The organism is Paenibacillus glucanolyticus, assembly GCF_037333485.1.
In the GTDB taxonomy this organism is placed as follows: domain Bacteria; phylum Bacillota; class Bacilli; order Paenibacillales; family Paenibacillaceae; genus Paenibacillus_AQ; species Paenibacillus_AQ glucanolyticus.
Genome location: NZ_CP147845.1, coordinates 2,248,051 through 2,267,261, shown reverse-complemented (window position 1 = coordinate 2,267,261; position 19,211 = coordinate 2,248,051). Strand labels below are relative to the sequence as shown.

At 48.3% G+C, this 19,211-nt stretch carries 16 protein-coding genes; all 16 read right to left on the bottom strand.

Annotation, left to right across the window (positions count from 1 at the left end; translation table 11 throughout):
- Positions 1-45: 45 nt before the first annotated feature.
- Complete coding sequence (locus WDY75_RS10905) at positions 46-3,375, bottom strand: DEAD/DEAH box helicase (RefSeq protein WP_063480086.1); 3,330 nt, start codon at positions 3,373-3,375, stop codon at positions 46-48.
- A gap of 355 nt (positions 3,376-3,730) precedes the next feature.
- Positions 3,731-4,618, bottom strand: a complete 888-nt coding sequence (locus tag WDY75_RS10900; RefSeq protein ID WP_063480087.1) for a TIGR01777 family oxidoreductase — start codon at positions 4,616-4,618, stop codon at positions 3,731-3,733.
- Between the two features lie 163 nt (positions 4,619-4,781).
- The gene (locus WDY75_RS10895; protein WP_063480088.1) at positions 4,782-5,351 is read right to left on the bottom strand and encodes a methyltransferase domain-containing protein; all 570 of its coding nucleotides are present in this window, start codon (positions 5,349-5,351) and stop codon (positions 4,782-4,784) included.
- Between the two features lie 24 nt (positions 5,352-5,375).
- Positions 5,376-5,549, bottom strand: a complete 174-nt coding sequence (locus WDY75_RS10890; protein WP_006211492.1) for a hypothetical protein — start codon at positions 5,547-5,549, stop codon at positions 5,376-5,378.
- A gap of 25 nt (positions 5,550-5,574) precedes the next feature.
- A complete protein-coding gene (locus tag WDY75_RS10885; protein ID WP_156515087.1) occupies positions 5,575-6,795 on the bottom strand; it encodes a glycosyltransferase family 4 protein in 1,221 nt (406 codons plus the stop codon).
- Positions 6,796-6,848: 53 nt separating this feature from the next.
- Positions 6,849-7,460: a hypothetical protein gene (locus tag WDY75_RS10880; RefSeq protein ID WP_063480090.1), complete on the bottom strand. Its 612-nt coding sequence runs from the start codon at positions 7,458-7,460 to the stop codon at positions 6,849-6,851.
- A gap of 269 nt (positions 7,461-7,729) precedes the next feature.
- Positions 7,730-8,824 carry a hypothetical protein gene (locus WDY75_RS10875; RefSeq protein WP_231888272.1) on the bottom strand — a complete coding sequence of 365 codons (1,095 nt, stop codon included), beginning with the start codon at positions 8,822-8,824 and terminating at the stop codon, positions 7,730-7,732.
- Between the two features lie 61 nt (positions 8,825-8,885).
- Positions 8,886-9,815, bottom strand: coding sequence for a phosphotransferase family protein (locus tag WDY75_RS10870; protein ID WP_063480092.1), 930 nt, complete (start codon positions 9,813-9,815; stop codon positions 8,886-8,888).
- A 34-nt stretch (positions 9,816-9,849) separates the two neighbouring features.
- Positions 9,850-10,743: a PhzF family phenazine biosynthesis isomerase gene (locus tag WDY75_RS10865; protein ID WP_063480093.1), complete on the bottom strand. Its 894-nt coding sequence runs from the start codon at positions 10,741-10,743 to the stop codon at positions 9,850-9,852.
- Positions 10,744-10,938: 195 nt separating this feature from the next.
- Positions 10,939-11,856 (bottom strand): glycine betaine ABC transporter substrate-binding protein, encoded by a 918-nt coding sequence (locus tag WDY75_RS10860; protein ID WP_063480094.1) that lies wholly within the window; start codon positions 11,854-11,856, stop codon positions 10,939-10,941.
- A gap of 64 nt (positions 11,857-11,920) precedes the next feature.
- On the bottom strand, positions 11,921-12,577 hold the full coding sequence (locus WDY75_RS10855; RefSeq protein ID WP_006211499.1) for an ABC transporter permease: 657 nt from the start codon (positions 12,575-12,577) through the stop codon (positions 11,921-11,923).
- Positions 12,574-13,707 carry an ABC transporter ATP-binding protein gene (locus WDY75_RS10850; RefSeq protein WP_036641876.1) on the bottom strand — a complete coding sequence of 378 codons (1,134 nt, stop codon included), beginning with the start codon at positions 13,705-13,707 and terminating at the stop codon, positions 12,574-12,576. Before WDY75_RS10850 ends, WDY75_RS10855 begins: the two co-directional genes overlap by 4 nt.
- Before the next feature lie 266 nt (positions 13,708-13,973).
- On the bottom strand, positions 13,974-14,621 hold the full coding sequence (locus tag WDY75_RS10845) for a TrkA C-terminal domain-containing protein (RefSeq protein ID WP_006211501.1): 648 nt from the start codon (positions 14,619-14,621) through the stop codon (positions 13,974-13,976).
- Between the two features lie 210 nt (positions 14,622-14,831).
- Complete coding sequence (locus WDY75_RS10840) at positions 14,832-17,879, bottom strand: beta strand repeat-containing protein (protein WP_082834429.1); 3,048 nt, start codon at positions 17,877-17,879, stop codon at positions 14,832-14,834.
- A gap of 36 nt (positions 17,880-17,915) precedes the next feature.
- Positions 17,916-18,248 (bottom strand): hypothetical protein, encoded by a 333-nt coding sequence (locus WDY75_RS10835; RefSeq protein ID WP_063480095.1) that lies wholly within the window; start codon positions 18,246-18,248, stop codon positions 17,916-17,918.
- 476 nt (positions 18,249-18,724) lie between these two features.
- On the bottom strand, positions 18,725-19,051 hold the full coding sequence (locus tag WDY75_RS10830; RefSeq protein WP_063480097.1) for a hypothetical protein: 327 nt from the start codon (positions 19,049-19,051) through the stop codon (positions 18,725-18,727).
- Positions 19,052-19,211 lie beyond the last annotated feature (160 nt).

Here is a 19,211-nt window from a genome sequence, read left to right as displayed (position 1 = left end):
ATCTCCTGCCATCTCTTAAAAACTTCCGCAACCTGATCAGATCCGTTAGCCCTGAAGTGTCAGCAGCTCCCGAATTTCCGCCTCGGTCCAGCTAGGCAGCGACTCTTCCCCTGGCTGAACCAGCTCCTCAATCAGGTTTTTCTTCTTCTGCTGCAGTGCATACATTTTATCCTCGATCGTATCCTGAGCCACTAGGCGAATCACCTGCACAACCTTCTTCTGACCGATGCGATGCGCCCGGTCTGTGGCCTGCTGCTCAACGGCCGGATTCCACCACAAATCGTACAGGATAACCGTATCGGCCCCCGTCAGGTTCAGGCCCGTTCCACCGGCCTTCAGCGATATCAGGAATACCTCGCGTTCCCCCTCGTTAAAGCGCTCGCAGAGCTCCACCCGTTCGGCAGACGGGGTCTGCCCATCCAGATAAAAACTCGGAATCCCCCGATACCCAAGCTCTCCGGCAATCAGTTTCAGCATCCCCGTAAATTGGGAGAATACCAGCATCCGCCGTCCTGCAAGACGACATTCCTCGATGGTCTCCAAGAGCTGCTCAAACTTGGCCGAACTTCCCTCGTAGCCTTCAACAAAAAGGGCCGGATGACAGCAGATCTGCCTCAGGCGGGTAATGCCTGCCAAGATGCGAATCCGACTCTTCTGGAAGCCGTCCTGCGCCAGATGCTTGAGCGTCTCTTGTCTTAATTTTGCAAGATAGGCGGTATACAGCTTCTTCTGCTCCATGAGCAGACCCGATGCCTGAATCGATTCGATTTTCTCCGGCAGTTCCTTCAGCACATCCGACTTCAACCTGCGCAGCAGGAAGGGACGCACCCGCCTTGCCACGGTTTCTTTCGACAATTCATGGAAGGCCTTTCGGTCACCGAAGAGAGCCGGGAAGACGGCATCATAAATGGACCACAATTCCTCCAGACGGTTCTCTACAGGCGTGCCTGTGAGTGCAAACCGATAGCGCGCATGAAGTGTTTTTACGACCTGAGCCGTTTGGGTTGCATAATTTTTGAAGGCTTGGGCTTCATCTAATATTAACGCTGCAAACGACAGCTTTGCATATCGTTCCACATCTCTGCGAAGCAGCGGGTAAGAGGTAATGATAACATCCGCGCTGCCCGCGCTTTTGATAAGCTGCCTCCGCTCGGTCTGCACCCCGTCAGCAATGACAGCCTTGATCTCCGGCGCGAACTTCTTGAGTTCGTTATGCCAGTTGTAGAGCAGTGAAGCCGGCGCAACGATGAGCGCAGGTTCTTTATGTTCTCTGATCTCAGGAAGCACCGACAGAATGAAAGCGATGCTCTGAATGGTTTTTCCCAACCCCATATCATCTGCCAAAATGCCGCCGAATCGATAGTGGGCCAAGGTCTTCATCCACTGAAAGCCTAATTTTTGATAATCCCGAAGGATGGGTTCAAGACTGGGTGGAACCGCAAAATCCAGATGATCCGGATTCTTCATATTCTGAAGCATTCGGCGCAAGGATCGGCCAAGCTGAACCGTTGACCCGGAATCCTCCCAATCCATCAGCTGCAACCCTTGGACCGCCGGTAATTTAAACGCTGTACCATCCGTCGATAGCCAAGGGCCAATCCGATTCATCAACGCAACCACCGCCTGGAATTCATCACTTTCAAGCGGTAGAAGTGCTCCGTTAGGCAATCGGTGATATTTACGCTTCTCCTCGAGCGATTTGACGATTTCCCGGATTTCGGCTTCCCGAATTCCCTCCATATCGAACTTCAATTCAAGCCAGTCCGTCCGTTCATCAATATCCACTCGAACTTTGGCACCCATAGGTTCTGTAAGAACACGTTCCTTCACGGCCGTTGTTGCATAAACCACCAGCAGTTTCTCCAGCTGCGGGACTGTATGATACAGAAACTCATATTCGGTAGCTTCATCGGTCATAAAAAAGCCGTCATCGGTCTTGGCGAAGGAGGCGTCCTCCATAAGCGTAAGAATCCGCTGCTCCGCCTCACCATCGCGAACCAGGATCGAGCTGCTGTCCCGTGCTGCGCGGTGTCCTCCCAGCGGATTGATGGTGATGTCGCCGTATTGAAAATCCAGTCCCGCTAACAGCCGTCCACGAACCCGATCCAGATACAGCTTCGCTTTTAAGGGTGTTTTCACGATCCGGTCTGATACGGTCTGTGCCACATGAACGCTGCCAAGCTTCATTAGTCCCGGAACCACCCGCTCCATAATGGACTCCATCATCTCCGGCTGAATCCGGATCTGCGGTTTAAACGATGTTTCCAGTAGCAACTTCATCTCGGCCAGCCTCCGGCAAGCATCCAGCTCTATGTCAATCAGCTTCCCGTCCGCAATGACTAGCCCGTATTCCTCGAGAACGGTCATGCGATCCAATCCCTCTATCTTCATAAGATAGTGATCATCCCCGTCTTCATCAAATTCGAATTGGAGGGGGATTGGATCTTGACTAAACTCCAGCTTATCCGTGAGGACCCCATCCAGGGACAAGAGGGAATCAACGGAACGATCCAGCATTGCCCTGACTTCGGGCCAAAACGTCGGAGGTATGATCAGCATCCGGTCGCTGCCCCCGTTTCTGCCATGGTTAGGCATGGCCAGCGTCTGCTGCAGCATCCGTTCATGATCGTAAATGCGGATCAGCGCTTGAAGGATATCGTCGTCCTCTTTCTTAAAGCTGTGCCGCTCCGGATCATAGACGAAATTCTTCGTGAACACACAGGATTGTCCGTGCTTCAGGCACATCAGGAACTCTCTGATCCGATGGACGATATATAAGCGTTTCTGACCTATTCGCAGCTCAATGCCAAACAGATGTTGTTGATTTCCGTAAGGGAATAATTTAAAAATGCATTCCAGTTCCAATACCTCACGCGTATCAAAACGGGAGGCTGCCGTGGACCTTTGGCTCCCGGAATAAGAGAACAGACCGAGCAGCTGGCTGCTCAACACCGCATCATCCTCGCTACCGCCGGAACCTCTGCGCAGCTCCGTAGAGAACCTGGGGGTCATACCTCCATCCTCGCTATGCTTGCGAGCAGAAGTATGCAATAACGACGGATAAGGACGTTTTGGCGCTTCTGCCGTCTGTTCAATATCCCGGATGTTCAGGAGCACCGCTGCAATATGTCTGCATCGCTTACGGGATAATCCATAGTCGGTGCAGCTGCATTCGGCGAGTACATCTCCATTCGAGTCAATCTCTGCATAGACGATGCCGGACTCCCTGTCCCTCACTTCCGCCTCGTACTTCCGGCTGTCGGGATCTTGAATCCGCATCGTTACCTGCCCATCTCTATATAAGACCCCACCGCGATCGTAGGAGGTTTTTCCGCACAATAGCTTGATCACCCGTTCGGTCAGCTGGTAACCCATAACCACTATCCTTTCTCTCAATACTGCTAAAAAACAGTATACCACTTTGTGGCGAGTGGCTAATAATACACTTCCATTGATTTATTCGCTGAGCTTTAGGCATCAAAAAAAGAACCTGCGCTATGGCAAGTTCTTCTTCGGTTTCTCCTAGGTCCACGCCCAATTGCGATTCTCTTATTCACGTTCTACTTTATAACCATATCCAAAAATTCCTCTTGAGAAAGGGTATATCAGTCTCTTTCGCCCATTCCTGAAGCTCATGTATGGATCGGTCTTCATTCTCCAAGAATTGAAAATGGATTCTGGATGGAACAATCCGGCTGGAAGAGAGCCTTCAGAAGAAGTGCTCCTCTCTTTACTTCTTCACGATCTCCGTCAATGCCTTATGCAGTGTATCGTACTTAAAATCAAACCCCGACTTCATCAGTCTGTCGGGAATAACCCAGCGGCTCTTAAGTATAAGCTCCGTTTCGGTTTGGATCATTCGGGCCCCGAGCTCGAGCAGCCACTTGGGTGACGGCAGTCCGAACCTTCGGTTTAACGCCTGCCGAAGCAGCTTCATCAGCTCCCTATTTGGTACCGGATGCGGGGATGCACAATTGAAGATACCACTCAGCTCTTTATTCTCCTGCAGGAACAGAACAATCCGGTACAAATCCTCGACATGAATCCAGCTGAACCTCTGGTTGCCTGTACCCTGCTCTCCACCCAGCCCGTACTTTACCAGATTCATATAGGGTGTCATAACGCCGCCGTCAGGACCTAACACAATGGCAATACGCAGCGCAATTTGCCTTGTGCGGTCAAGCGGGAATGAGAAAAATGCCCGTTCCCATTCTTCCGCTACCTTAACGGAAAAACCGGAGCCAATCTCTCCCGATTCCTCCGTCATCGGCCTATCCTCGGCATGTCTGTAGATAGTAGCGGTACTGGAATTAAACCACGTGAGGGGAGGATTCTCACAGGCTTGAATGGCCCTTCCCAATCGTTTCGTTGTATCGATTCTTGATTTCAGGATCAGCTCTTTATTCCGTTCATGATATCGACAGTTTACGGATTTGCCCGCCAGATTAATGAGCATATCGGCTCCCTCCAGCGCTGCAACCATGCCTTCATGATCGTCCCACGAAATATGCCCTTCCTGGCGGGATATCATATATACTTGTGCTTGTTCACTCGTGAATTTTTTCTCAAAATAACTTCCTATAAAACCTGTTCCACCGGCCAGAACGATCTTTTTCATAGAATAGAATCAGCTCTCTTTTCTAAGTTATATCTGAACTACCTCTTTCCATATATCGAAAATCCATTACACTATACCATGAATCAAGTACGGGTTAAACGCAAAAACATCTTCTTCACAGAAGATGTTTCAACAGAAAGGGATTCAAGATCGGCGTAGCTTCCTACATGCCTTTCATGGAATACAAATACGTGGAGAAATCACGATCGATGTAATCTTTAAAATGCCGCTTGTCGGCCACCGGGAACTGATCCAGTTCCTCCGTTGTCCATGTGCTTAGATGAGCTTCAAATTCATTGCCATATGCCGCGCCCTGCGGCCAGTTCGTTCCAATGGGGATATTCAAGAGAACAAATCGGGATTTCTGAATACAGGTCTGCAGCACTGCAAGACCACGCTCTTTTGTAAAGTGCTCCAGAACGTCACCCAGAATAATCAAATCGAACTGCCCCGGCTCCACTACCGCATGAAGATGGTCAAATGCATCCGCAACATGAATCTTGTTATAGAAACACGAATGATAAGAATCGACGTTCACCGGATAGATCTCTATCCCTTCGATTCGTGTGTTCCAATACGCGCGAAATACCCGCCCTTCCCATACATCCAAATACTCACGGCAAATCATCCCCCAACGGCCGAACCCAACGCCAACGTCCAGCACGGACTTAGGAGATACATACCGAATCAGATCTACACAATAAGATAAATTCTGCCAGTTCGATGTTCCCATTCCACCCACCTCCGTTCTATTCTCCTACACCATGTTCATCATCATATTAATAATCCGATAATCGGGTATGAAATAATCCTTGGGAAGCCGGCTTATCGTCAGCTCCCATACTTCTTGATTGACCATTATAAAAGGGTGGGTATGCTGGGATAAAAACAGGTCCCGATATTGATCTCCAGGTACCTCTGTCGAATTCATGGTCCACTCCCCCTTCTTTGCAACATCATTTCTTGCTTATCTCTTTCCGGTAGACTTCAAGCACACGCGTTACCATAGTATCCAAACCTCGATGGACCAAAGCCCATTGCCGTGCTTGTTCCCCCAGCCATTGCCGGTATGCTTCATCTTCGAGCAATCGATCCAAGTGCGCCATCAGCCTATCCTCATCCCCCGCCGGAAAAAGAAGACCGTTCACCTCATGCTGAACCGCTTCCTTCAAACCGCCTGCGTCCGATGAGACTACCGGTAATCCTGCAAGCTGTGCTTCCATCACGGAATAGGACAAGGTCTCCATCAAACTCGGCATAACAAAAATATCCGCTATGCCAAGCAATACTGGAACATCATCGCGCGAGCCCCAAAAATGCACAGCTTCCCCTATACCCAGCTGATCCACACGTTCTTCGTACATGGAACGCTGATCCCCGTCCCCAACCAGCCAGCACACCCAGTCCTGACGGATGTTAAACAGCTTGCCGAGGGCTTCCAGCAGCACATGAATGCCTTTTTCAGAGCTTAGTCTGGAGGTGCTAATTATTACTTTCTTACTCTCTGGCCGGGACAGATCATGCTCCATCTTCATTCGATTGTCAAAGCTCGATATGTCCATTGCATAGGGGATCAGTGATATCTTTGACTCCGGCAGTGCAAAATGAGACACCATCACTTCCTGCAGCCACTTCGAAGCTAACATGACATGATCACTGAAAGAACCGCCTATATTCTCAATCGACCTGTAATAATTCCATACGAGGGGAGCGCTGGAAGGTTTAATGCCCTGATCCGTCTGAAGCATATCTCGTATCGTGAAAGCCACGGAGGCATGGATGCTGGTAACCAGGGGTATCCGAGCAGGTTTCACGCGACTTGCGGCCGCTGCGGCCAGCACATCCTGGGCATGAATGACATCATATTGCTCCAAGCCCAAATACGTAAGCGACAGCTCAAGAGATAATCGCTCGGACTCGGCATACCTGACCCAATGATCTGTGAATATAGGGGAGGTTGTCGGAAGCTTATATTCCAGCATCGGTTTAAAATGGCTCTTGAGTACCTTCCGGTTGTCCTCTCCATATATATAAAAACAATCAATTCCGTCACCCATCATGTCGACCTGGTGCCCGAGAGCTTCAAGTCCCTGCTTTACCTGCAGCATGTACTTCCACAGTCCCCCGACATGAGGAATCATGAATATCGTAACGAGCAGTACCTTCAAGTTTCTCACCCTTCCCGAACGCCCCTATCGTCATCAACAGCTCCATGGGAGTGCAAACCTATCTACAGAATCGGTTCCCCTAACCGGCAGTGGTTAAACTCCTCCCTCGTTAAATGAACAATCTCCTCCACTCTCCATCGATAGAAAGAGAATACGGAGGGACCCTCGATTTTTCGCAGCTTGTTTCGCTCTCCATAATAAATCAATCCGTTAGGAGCACTGTATACTCTTCCGTTCACCAGGGAATGCGTGAGCAGCGTTGCATCATGAATCGGATCCCCTTCTGGAAGGAAAGCGATCAGTTCATCCGGCAAAGTCACTACGCTTGAATAATGAAATCGCAGTCTGTCGTAAATTTCGCCCGATGCAATCGGATGAAGCAGACCATCGGTCCATAGGTAAATTTCCGAACCGCTGCTTTTCACCAGAAGAGTTGCAGGGCTATTCGTTCTAAAATCCCCATAGATGTTCACCGGCGTGCCGGTCTCCATATCTTCCAGCACCGACTCCTCCAATACCACAATGCCCTCTGCATTTAATCGATAGGAATGGAATGTCTCCGTATCAGTTACAGGACGTTTCTTGCCTCGCTCATACAAATAAATAGCAGGATGTATTCCCCGAATCAACGTGCCCTCCGGTACGCTTCTCCTTACCCTGTCGATATGGTTCATGACGTTCCCGCCCCTTCAATTCAACCTAGTCCAGTATATTCTTTGCCCTCCATTCTGGACTCGTCAGTTAACTATTCCATTTCACACATTTAACCTTCTTGTTGTTGGTGATTGGCATTCTTGTTGATATCCGTTTTTAAACAAGACCAAAAAACCTTCATGGCTGTGAAGGTTTTGGATAACGGATTGACAATGAAATATGTCATCCGCTGTGTTCTGAGATAAGCAGTAAGTCCAAGGTGGGAATGACCTTGGACTTCCCCTATGGCTCATTCTTTTTTTATAATGCCTGTACCACACGAAATCCCGGCTTCTGTTAGCGTAATTCGAGGGCAATCCATTATGGATAAAATTTCATCGATATCTGTTATTTCAAATGGGAACACAACACCGGATATCTCTTTGTTTATCGCTATTTTCGCTAATGCGGCAGTGAACATCGCTGTTGTATGATAATCAGAAAAAGTAGACAATACAAACGTTTTGACACACTGCTGGTTCCCGATTACTCCCTTTACTTCAATAGAGAGAGAAGCCTCCTCAGGTTGCACAGGATTGTGCTTCACATACTTAACAAGGACATTCGCATCAAATTTAAGAATTCTAGCAAGAATACCAGACCGTTTAAGTAAACCTACAAAGATATTGAACATATTGTTGTTCCACGCGGTCCAATAATGAATCTGTTCAACTTGCAGTATTTCTCTTAAAAAAGCTCTTTCAGCATGCTCGATTAACCGGACTTTTCGATTACGTAATGAACTGGAGAACATCATATTTCTTTTTATCTTAAAACCCGATATGGTAGCTGATTGTTGTCCATCGTGACGCCTAACATCTTGGCTTATCATTCGCAGCATATCTATAATGCCTGAAACTCCGGCTTTGGCATTCGTGCTTTGCAACAATCCCACGTTGACTTCTGTAATCTCGCTAAACGGAGATACTGCCTTCTTAACGATTAATCCAGATAATCCCGGGAAAAAACCTGACATTACTATCGATCCAATCTCATTATTTACCGCATCGTAGTGCAAGGACCTCGTCTCACACACAAAGTCATAAAACACCGTCACATCGATACATCGAACTTGGTGTTTAATACAGGCATGTTGAATTAGCGGCTGCTGCTGTTTGGCTGACACAATTACAAGATCAATATCACAAACGGCCTGTTCGATACTCTCTTTATGAGTAATATCTAATAAACGAAATTGAACTTGTTCACCTAAAGAAACTGCCGTGTTTTTACCTCTGTCTGCTTTATAATCACTTACGACCAAGCTTACGTTATGAGTAAATATCCGAAGGACTTCCAGACAAATCCATGTACCAAGAACACCTGATGCACCTACAACCATCATTTTTTTCACGAAATGATCAGCTCCTACCGAGACCGCATTATCCCAACTAGCATCATTGGGTCTATGAATCTATCAAAGACATGATACGATTTTTTATGAATTGATAGCTGTTGGCGTCATCCTTCTTCGCATAAAAACGGAGTGCATCCAGCGTTTTAAAGAGCTGATGGCACAGCAGCCTCTCTTCAAAATAAGGAATCTCGACACCGCGCTCCGTCATAGCTTGCAGCAGCCTTTGTGGAAATTCCAGCATCGGATGCCATATGTGAAGAACAGCGACATCCAGCATAAAGTCTCCGTACATCGCCATCTCCCAATCCACAATCCCTGTCACAAACGGATCCTCGCCGAGCATATTGCCCAGATGAAAATCACCATGTACCAGATAGCGTTCTTGAGGTGAGTATTGAGCAAGCCCGAGCATCGTTTCATACACATCTTCAAAAAAATCTTGTTCCAGAAAACTGCTCTCATATAAGCTCTTCCATCCATGATGGAACCCCTCTTGCTCCTGATCAAAAAAAGATTCCAGGCAATCAGGCCACGAACGATGGGACGCCTTTCCTTCCGGGGTAATCCAGCCAAATCCTTCACCGGAGTCCCCAACACTTACCTGGTTTATAAGTATAAAATGATGAACTAAACTCGGAATAAGATTTCGGATTTGCTCCGGCTCCAGGGCACTAATCGGTGTGCCCGATACCTTGTCTGAGATGGAGTAGTGAATATCCCCAAACTCCCCTATCTTGTGAATGCGGGGAATGGGCAAGGATGGTGCGCCGTACTTATTGTAAATATAGAGCTGTTTATCAAGACTTTCCCTATTGCTTTTGAAATGAATAACATAGTCAGCATCGCCCTTCCGATAACTGAACACCTTGCTAAGCTCACCCATCTCTATAGGTGTGACCTTCCTCACGGTCTCGCCTTCAATATGATTCAGATGCTCAATCGCTAAATCCAAAGTCATCTCAGGTTTAAATGTTTTCATAACATACGCTCCTTCTTACGTCCCTCGCTCTAAGTCATCCATCAATATGAACATCGAACTCCCGTACAAAAACCGCCGTACCGGATATATATACGTCCATCTTGTCTTGATTACGATTCACTTGAACATGGACTCTGCCGTCTTTACCCATCTCTTGGCCTTGTTCAACGATAAATTGCGCGGAGGGCAGCTCGGTGTTCAGATAAGTTAAATAATATGCTCCCATTACGCCGGATGCGGTCCCTGTCACCGGGTCCTCGACTGTGCCTGAATAGGGTGAAGAGAAATGTCTCGCATGCATGAAGGAAGAATCGTCCATCGTCTCCATACAGAACGGATGCAGCGAGGCCTTTGGATTTTCGGTTAAAATGTCCGGAAATAACGCATTGTTCGGGACCATCCGATCAAATCCGCTTAACCCTTTCACCGGCACCAGTAATGTCCATATTCCCGTGCTTCCGTATACGATGGGCATCGATAGATCCAAATCCTCGCGTTTTAGATTGATAGAGGCGGCCAGTTGATCAACATCACCTTCAAAGGGAATGAATTGAGGATGATCCTGCTTCATCTTCATCGTTAACCGATCTTGTTCATGAAGGAATTCTATCGGCAGCACACCCACGTTGGTTTCAATCCACACGGTTTCTTTCTCTGGCAGCAGCCCCTTGGTTCGCAATGCATACATAGATGCCATGGTTGCGTGACCGCACAAGTTCATTTCGTGACCCGGAGTGTAATACCTCAAGCGGATATCTGCCTTCTCAGACTTTAAAATAAACGTGGTTTCATTGAAGCCGACCTTGCGGGCGATGGCTAACATTTCTTCCTCGGTCAGCGTATCTGCATGCAAGACAACGCCGGCAGGGTTCCCCTTATTGGGCTGAACGGAGAATGCATCATAATGAAGAACGGGCACCATTTTCATCTACTAATCCTCCTTCCTCTATCATCTATGAAATGTGTTGGAAATTTAAGAGGATTTTACCATTAGACATTGCTTAAAATCCAGAACAAATTTGACCTCTGCCCTGCCCTGAGGGCCCCCCATCTCCTTTGTATGCGAGAAAACTAAATGCACACAAAAAAACCGGTCTAAAAAGACCGGTTTTGCTGTGCTGCATTATCCTTCGATCAAGCCTTTTTTCACCAGGAAGTCTCGAGCTACATCATCTTCCTTCAATCCTTCCATATCCACCTGAGCGTTCAACTCCTGCATTTCAGCATCCGTAATCTGTCCCTTGAGCAGGTTCAGCACGTTCTCAAGCTCCGGATATTGGTCAAGCGTATCCTGACGAATGACGGGACCGCCATCATATGGAGGGAAAAATTGTTTGTCATCCTCCAAAATCACCAGGTTATGCACGATAATCTGTGCATCCGTGGCATACGCGTTCGTTACATCCGTCTCACCTTTCTCAATGGCCTGGTACATGATTCCGTGGTCCATCCCCTTGGAATCTTTGAAATTCATGTCATACAGCTTCTGGATTCCCGGATAGCCGTCATCCCGATCCAGAAATTCGAACTCTACGCCGAGTGTCATTTCATCCGAAACCTTGGCAAGATCACTGAAGGTTTTAAGATTGTATTGATCTGCCGTTTCCTTGGTAACAGCCAAAGTATACGTATTGTTCATACCGAATGGCTCCAGGAAGGCAAGATTATCCGCCTTAAGCAGCTCTCTTGTCTTGCTGAGAGATTCTTCCGATGTCCCTGTCTCTTCTTGATAATAATTGGCTACAATGGTGCCCGTATAATCGGGGAACAGCTGAACCTCGTTATTCTTCAGCGCGTTCCATACTACGTTGGAGCCGCCAAGATTCACGGTTCTTGTCACTTTAATATCCGTTTTGGCTTCGATCAGCTCAGCCATCATATGCGCCAGAATAACGTTTTCCGTGAAGTTCTTGGAGCTGACGGTTATTTGTTTATTGCCCTCGGCGGCTTGATCCCCATCCGAATTTCCACCGCAAGCAGCTAGAACCATACCAATCGATGCCAGCATTCCCAATACAACCATAATCTTTTTTATCTTCATTCGTACCTCCTGTGCTACCTTATTATTTTTATGAGAACATCCTGTTGGGTCTATCCTATTACAATTACACCTTTAGTCCTTTTGGGGTCGTTGCCTTTTCAAGCAATCCCAGCAAATAATCGATGACAAGTGCCAGAAGAGCTGCCGGGATCGCGCCCATTAAGGTTAACGCTTCAATGTTGCGCTGAATCCCAAGGAAGATGAATTCACCTAATCCACCCGCTCCAATAAAGGCAGCAAGTGTCGCTGTACCTACATTGATAACCGCAGCTGTTCGAATGCCCGCCATGATGACACTCATCGCCAGAGGCAATTGCACTTTGAACAAAATCTGTCCACTCTTCATGCCCATCCCTCTTGCTGCCTCAACCACCGATTTATCAACCTCCGTAATGCCTGCATAGGTGTTGCGGATGATTGGCAGCAGAGAATATAAAAACAATGCCGCAATGGCCGTTTTCATCCCGATGCCAAACAACGGAATCATAAACCCAAGCATCGCCAGACTCGGAATGGTTTGCAAGATGCCTGCAGTACCCAGCGTAATTCCCTTTAATGCCTTAATCCGTGATATTAATATTCCGAAAGCAATACCTATAATGACTGCCAGAAGCATGGATATCAGGACGAGCTGGATATGAACACCCAATGACTGAATCAAGTCATCCCCACGGCTCTCCAGCTGCTGTTTCATTTGTTCCCATAAAGATCGATCTCTCATAATGTCTCCTCCTCTTCTCCCACCCATTTAGCGGCAAAAGCGGTCAAGAGACTGCTTCTCGTAACGATTCCGGCAATGGTGCCGTCTGCTGTAGTTACGGGAATGACGCCATGTGGCGCTTGTGTAATCAAGGACAATGCGTCCCTTGCTGTAGCCGTATCCTGAAGTACAATCGTAGGCCATGTCATGATTTCCTCGATCGTACGGATTCCCTCCATTTTGGCGGCGAGATCATAGGCAGATACAATCCCAAGTAAGTGGTTTGATTCATCGCCAACGAGCAGGGTATCCGTTTTCCGCTGTCGCATAAAGGCAAGTGCTTTGCCCGGAGTCCTGTCCGGATATGATGTAGAAGGATTATCCCGCATCACATCGGTGACCGGAATGTATTCGGGGTTTTGATAAATTCGATTTTTACCGATAAAGCCTTCCACGAATTCATTCGCCGGCTGGCTAAGAATTTGTTCAGGTGAATCGAATTGCACCAATTCTCCGTCTTTGAGAATGGCGATTTTATCGCCGAGCTTCAGTGCCTCTTCCATATCATGCGTTACAAATACGATGGTTTTCTTTACTTCTTTTTGCAATTTCAATAACTCATCCTGCAATTGCTCTCTGGTAATGGGATCGAGCGCTCCAAAGGGCTCATCCATCAGGACAACTTCGGGATCGCCTGCAAGAGCTCTCGCCACGCCTACTCTTTGCTGCTGCCCACCTGATAGCTGCTTCGGATATCTTTTGGCAAACACATCAGGGTCTAATCCCACCAGACGGAGCATCTCGAGAACGCGCTCTTTCTTCTTGCCTGCGTCCCATCCTTTAAGCTGAGGAATAAGTCCGACATTCTCCTCAATCGTATAATGCGGGAACAAACCGATCTGCTGGATAACATAACCGATGTTCTTTCGCAGGGTATCGGGGTTTTCCTTCGAGATATCTTTACCGTGGATGTAAATCTTTCCGGATGTGTTCGGTATTAGGCGGTTAATCATCTTCATCGTGGTGGTCTTCCCGCATCCGCTCGGTCCGATCAGCACCAGGATTTCTCCTGATTCCACTTCAAAATTAATATCTTTCACTGCTTCAAAACCATTGGCGTATTTCTTGCCGACATGTTCAAATTTCAGCATATATACCCCCCTTTTTTTTGTGATGCAACAAAAATTAGCTTACTCGCTAATTCTTTTACCCACTGACCAAGCTCTCCAAACAAACCAACTCATTTAGCATTCATTTGTAAGTACAACTAATACTATACCAGACCTTAGACCTACTGACAACTTATCATGAACTAATAGATTGTTTGTTTAAATATGGTAGGATCCATTTCTCATAGCAAAAAAGCCGCCAGAATCAGGGTTCTGTGCAGCTTTTATTTGCCGTTCATGATATGAAATTATGATGGATCCGTTGCTTGAATTTCCTCATCCAGCGGACGGTTGATAAACTGCTCCGTTCGTTCATACATGCGTTCATCTCCGACGGCAACAATGATATCCCCTTCTCTTAAGATAACATGGGGACCCGGAGATATGGTCACTTCCGTCCCTCTGCGAAGGGCAATGATGGTGGCGCCTGTATTTTGCCAAAACAGCAGATTTCCAATCGTACGACCGATAACATGCGATAAATCGCTGATTTTGATCTCAACGGGATGGTAGGGCTTTAAATTTTGAAGCCGATCCGATGCCTCAATGATCTGAGTGAACAGCTCGGCAAATTTACGGTCCATCTCTTTCTTCTCCTGAAGAAGCTGTTGTAAATCCTGTTTTAAGGAATACGCCGATTTCAAATAATTGTTCCGGGTCGTATACTCTAATGCATTACGATCCGAGACAATAATAATTTCCTTACCCTGGGATACAGAAACAATATTCTCTTCCTTCAGCAAGCCAATCGCCTTGCGAATTGTTTCTGGTGATACCTGGTATTGACCGGCTAATAAAGAACGTCCAGAAATTTTACTGGCGACGGGAAATTCCCCACTGACAATACGCTGGGCAATATCAAGCGCAATCGATTTATATCCGGCTTTCTCCTGCAAGTTAAACTCGCTCCTTCATGTTCGCTCACATACTATGTCAAGGATTATGAAAAATCCCAAATCCAGTATACCTCATCGTCCATTCAAAATAAATCGGATTATTCAAGCAAGGCTTGCATAGTCCTTTTGAGTAAAAAAGAAGCAGTATATCAGCCGTTACCAGCGGATATACTGCCACTCAAAAGATGATCGGCGTTTACGGATTTCATGTTAAGACAGCCTGAATATTGACCATACAATCCCTGATGAGGTCGCTCCTCCGAGATTGAGCGAAATGGTAAGGCCGTTGGCATCGTAAAACAAGCCCACCACATCACCTGCATTCAGTTGAACGTCGCCTGCCAACGTCACTGCACCGTTGCCTAACACTGCTCTCAAGGTCAAAACCAAGGCCACGTTAACATTTAACAGCGGGAATAATCCGCTAATTAAATCCGTTGTTGTCGGTGAGGTTCTTCGAACGGTAAATGCCGGATTAATTCCAGCCCCAAGAGAAATCGACACGGCAGCTGAAGTAGAATAGTTGATTGTAGCCTTAATCGCATATCTTCCTGTCGCCGGAATCGTAAAATTCCCGGTCGTTGGGTTGAAATTTGGATCCGTGTAATAAGGTGCTGTTACAGTCCAGTTAACTAACTGAGCAGATGTACTTACACTTAAAGCTGTTTGAAAAGCAGAGAACCCTGTCGTTGCAAAGTTAGGGCCTGTTGCTCCAGTAACTCCTGTGACCCCGGTTGCTCCCGTTAGCCCTGTTGGGCCCGTTACTCCAGTGGACCCGGATGCTCCTGTGACCCCAGTTGCCCCAGTTATCCCTGTTGGACCTGTTGCTCCGGTTGGTCCAGTAACTCCTGTGGACCCGGTTGCTCCCGTTAGCCCTGTTGGGCCTGTTACTCCAGTGGCCCCGGTTACACCAGTAACACCGGTTGGGCCCGTTACTCCAGTGGACCCGGATGCTCCTGTGACCCCAGTTGCCCCAGTTATCCCTGTTGGACCTGTTGCTCCGGTTGGTCCAGTAACTCCTGTGGACCCGGTTGCTCCTGTAACACCCGTTGCTCCCGTTCCCCCCGTTGGGCCTGTTACTCCAGTGGCCCCGGTTACACCAGTAACACCGGTTGGGCCCGTTACTCCAGTGGACCCGGATGCTCCTGTGATCCCAGTTGCTCCAGTTATCCCTGTTGGACCTGTTGCTCCGGTTGGGCCCGTTACTCCAGTGGACCCGGTTGCTCCTGTAACACCCGTTGCTCCCGTTCCCCCCGTTGGGCCTGTTACTCCAGTGGACCCGGTTACACCAGTAACACCGGTTGGGCCCGTTACTCCAGTGGACCCGGTTGCTCCTGTGACCCCAGTTGCCCCAGTTATCCCTGTTGGACCTGTTGCTCCGGTTGGTCCAGTAACTCCTGTGGACCCGGTTGCTCCTGTAACACCCGTTGCTCCCGTTCCCCCCGTTGGGCCTGTTACTCCAGTGGACCCGGTTACACCAGTAACACCGGTTGGGCCCGTTACTCCAGTGGCCCCGGTTGCTCCTGTGACCCCAGTTGCTCCAGTTATCCCTGTTGGACCTGTTGCTCCGGTTGGTCCAGTAACTCCTGTGGACCCGGTTGCTCCCGTTACCCCCGTTGAGCCCGTCATTCCGGTTGATCCTGTCACTCCTGTAACACCCGTTGCTCCCGTTCCCCCCGCTGGGCCCGTTACTCCAGTGGCCCCGGTTGCTCCTGTGACCCCCGTTGCTCCAGTTATCCCTGTTGGACCTGTTGCTCCCGTTACCCCTGTTGAGCCCGTCATTCCGGTTGATCCTGTCACTCCTGTAACACCCGTTGCTCCTGTAACACCCGCTGGGCCTGTTACTCCTGTGACCCCAGTTGCTCCAGTTATCCCTGTTGGACCTGTTGCTCCGGTTGGTCCAGTAACTCCCGTGGACCCTGTTGCTCCCGTTACCCCCGTTGAGCCCGTCACTCCGGTTGATCCTGTCACTCCTGTAACACCCGTTGCTCCCGTTACCCCCGTTGGGCCTGTTACTCCAGTGGCCCCGGTTGCTCCTGTGACCCCCGTTGCTCCAGTTATCCCTGTTGTACCTGTTGCTCCGGTTGGTCCAGTAACTCCCGTTAATCCAGTAACTCCAGTAGCTCCTGTTAACCCCGCGGCTCCTGTTGCTCCTGTCAACCCTGTCGGACCTGTTTCTCCCGTGACACCGGTTGCTCCCGTTACCCCCGTTGGGCCTGTTACTCCAGTAGCGCCGGTTACTCCAGTAGCACCGGTTGGACCCATTACTCCGGTTGGTCCAGTAACTCCTGTCGCTCCTGTCACTCCAGTAACTCCCGTTACACCAGTTGCTCCGGTTACTCCGGTTGATCCTGTCACTCCCGTTACACCAGTAGCTCCCGTTGCTCCTGTCGCACCTGTTACTCCAGTCCAACCTGTCACTCCAGTTGCACCTGTTACTCCCGTTACTCCTGTTACTCCCGTCACTCCAGCTGCACCTGTTACTCCCGTTACGCCTGTAGCCCCCGTCGCTCCTGTAAGTCCCATCAAACCTGCTGCACCTGTTGCTCCAGTTGCTCCTGTCGGGCCTCTTACTCCCGTCACTCCCGTTACACCAGTTGCCCCGGTTCCCCCTGTCACTCCAGTGACACCCGTTGCTCCCGTCACTCCCGTTACTCCACCTTGGGCTCCCGTTGGTCCCGTCACTCCTGTTACTCCGGTAGCTCCGGCAGGTCCAGTCGCACCCGTGATTCCCGTTGCTCCTGCCGGACCCGTTACCCCCGGATCACCCGTGAACCCGGTTGCACCGGTTGGTCCTGTAGAACCCGTCGGGCCTGTCGCACCCATGGCTCCGGTAGAGCCCGTTCCCCCAGACTGCCCTGTCGGACCTGTAGCGCCGGTTGGTCCCGCAGCACCTGTTGCCCCAGTTGCTCCAGTTGCGCCTGTTGTACCGGTCGCCCCACCATGGGAACCTGTAGGAGCGACCAAGGAGAATAGTACACTGTCTAACTTATTGAGCAGGAGCCACTGCTTTTTTGTTAACACCTGTATCGTCTGTCTTACGCTTTCATTCACATTTAATAGATCATTAACCGTAGCAGGAGGACCCGTTAATCCAGGGATTGTACCCAGTACATACTGCAGCTTTTCCCCTTCCGCATTAATGATATGACTTAGTCCCAATTCCTCCATCGCAATGGAGGTGAGTAAAAGATTTATCGCTTGATCTCTTTTCAGCAATAGATCTGGAGTGACTTTAGATAGATTATCATTGGGCATTCCGTACCTCCCGTCACTCGTATGCATGCATGAGTATTAGGTACGATGCGTACGCATACTGTTTACCTCCAGCGCCATCATGATATGACTAAACTTCATCTGCAGCATAACTTCCCTCAGCAGCACATCCTCCATAATTCTTTGAACAGAATCATTAATAGCAAGCAAATTATCAACTGAAACATCTTCCGGCTGGAACAGCGATGGCTGTAAAGTACCAAGCACATACTGAATCTTCTCGGCTTCTCCGTTTACGATATGAGCGAGCGCCATTTCCTCTACAGCGATTGAAGAGAGCAGCAGCGTTATACTTTGACTTAATTCCGTCATATCAAAGGACATATTGGAAGAAGAATGTGCTTGAATCATCTTCTCACCTCTTTCATCTTTATGGCTTCGTCTTGGATTTATCGGGTGAGTACATGGTTTTCGCCAAAAGAGGAGGCGAAGGCGAAGTAGTCCGCTTAATTTCTTCAGCATAAAAAACCGTCGATCTCGATGACAGTCTGGATTGCAAAACCAGGTGCCCCATCTTGTCTCTTAATTGTTCGGTGAGCCGCACCATATGTATTGTGATTGGAATCCATGTGACCCGATCTTTTTTATTCATCCAAGACAAACTTATATTAATTTTTTGGTGATAGATATATAGGAATTGAGAAACAAAATGAATACCAGTAGCTGAATCCGAGCTGGCTAAGCCCCTTTTTAACATCAAAAATTGAAGGTCATTCAGTGAGTCCATGTATTGTTGAAATGACTGATTCAGTTCCAACAGCGACGGTATCATTGTCTCCGCAAATGTGCGACTTATCTCATTCTCCAAGGTATGCTTCATCTGGCTACTACTCCTCACCATCACAATAATCGCAGTCATGTCCCGAGTCATGCAGTTCCATGACATTCTCCAATTTGCGCAGCAACAGCCATTCCTTCATCACAATTACATCCAGCAGCTTAGATACCTGACTGCTCAATTTGATGATGTCCGCATGGCTAGGTTCGCCTGAGATGCTGTGATGATGCCCTGCAAAAGCCTGAATTTTCTCTGCTTCTGCATGAAGCAAGTGTGCAATTGCATTTTCCTCCATCGCAATAGACTTTAACAGATCAATAACTACTTCATCTTTGGTTGGTCGAAAATTCTCTTCGGGAATCTTCGGCATACTCATGCCAAGCCCTCCTTGTGGAATGATTGCTGCGCCTGAAGTGAAATGGATGCTAGGATATCATTCATTCCCATATATCACTTAGAATATTGAGCTTCAAGGATCGATATTCATCATTTCTGTATAGTCAACTTGAATTATGTAAATAAAACACGGTTCATTT

Coding starts and splice junctions, on each gene's coding strand:
- WDY75_RS10905 (WP_063480086.1), bottom strand. CDS start 3,375: ATGGGTTACCAGCTGACCGAACGGGTGATCAAGCTATTGTGCGGAAAA.
- WDY75_RS10900 (WP_063480087.1), bottom strand. CDS start 4,618: ATGAAAAAGATCGTTCTGGCCGGTGGAACAGGTTTTATAGGAAGTTAT.
- WDY75_RS10895 (WP_063480088.1), bottom strand. CDS start 5,351: ATGGGAACATCGAACTGGCAGAATTTATCTTATTGTGTAGATCTGATT.
- WDY75_RS10890 (WP_006211492.1), bottom strand. CDS start 5,549: ATGAATTCGACAGAGGTACCTGGAGATCAATATCGGGACCTGTTTTTA.
- WDY75_RS10880 (WP_063480090.1), bottom strand. CDS start 7,460: ATGAACCATATCGACAGGGTAAGGAGAAGCGTACCGGAGGGCACGTTG.
- WDY75_RS10875 (WP_231888272.1), bottom strand. CDS start 8,824: ATGATGGTTGTAGGTGCATCAGGTGTTCTTGGTACATGGATTTGTCTG.
- WDY75_RS10870 (WP_063480092.1), bottom strand. CDS start 9,815: ATGAAAACATTTAAACCTGAGATGACTTTGGATTTAGCGATTGAGCAT.
- WDY75_RS10865 (WP_063480093.1), bottom strand. CDS start 10,743: ATGAAAATGGTGCCCGTTCTTCATTATGATGCATTCTCCGTTCAGCCC.
- WDY75_RS10860 (WP_063480094.1), bottom strand. CDS start 11,856: ATGAAGATAAAAAAGATTATGGTTGTATTGGGAATGCTGGCATCGATT.
- WDY75_RS10855 (WP_006211499.1), bottom strand. CDS start 12,577: ATGAGAGATCGATCTTTATGGGAACAAATGAAACAGCAGCTGGAGAGC.
- WDY75_RS10850 (WP_036641876.1), bottom strand. CDS start 13,707: ATGCTGAAATTTGAACATGTCGGCAAGAAATACGCCAATGGTTTTGAA.
- WDY75_RS10840 (WP_082834429.1), bottom strand. CDS start 17,879: ATGCCCAATGATAATCTATCTAAAGTCACTCCAGATCTATTGCTGAAA.
- WDY75_RS10835 (WP_063480095.1), bottom strand. CDS start 18,248: ATGATTCAAGCACATTCTTCTTCCAATATGTCCTTTGATATGACGGAA.
- WDY75_RS10830 (WP_063480097.1), bottom strand. CDS start 19,051: ATGAGTATGCCGAAGATTCCCGAAGAGAATTTTCGACCAACCAAAGAT.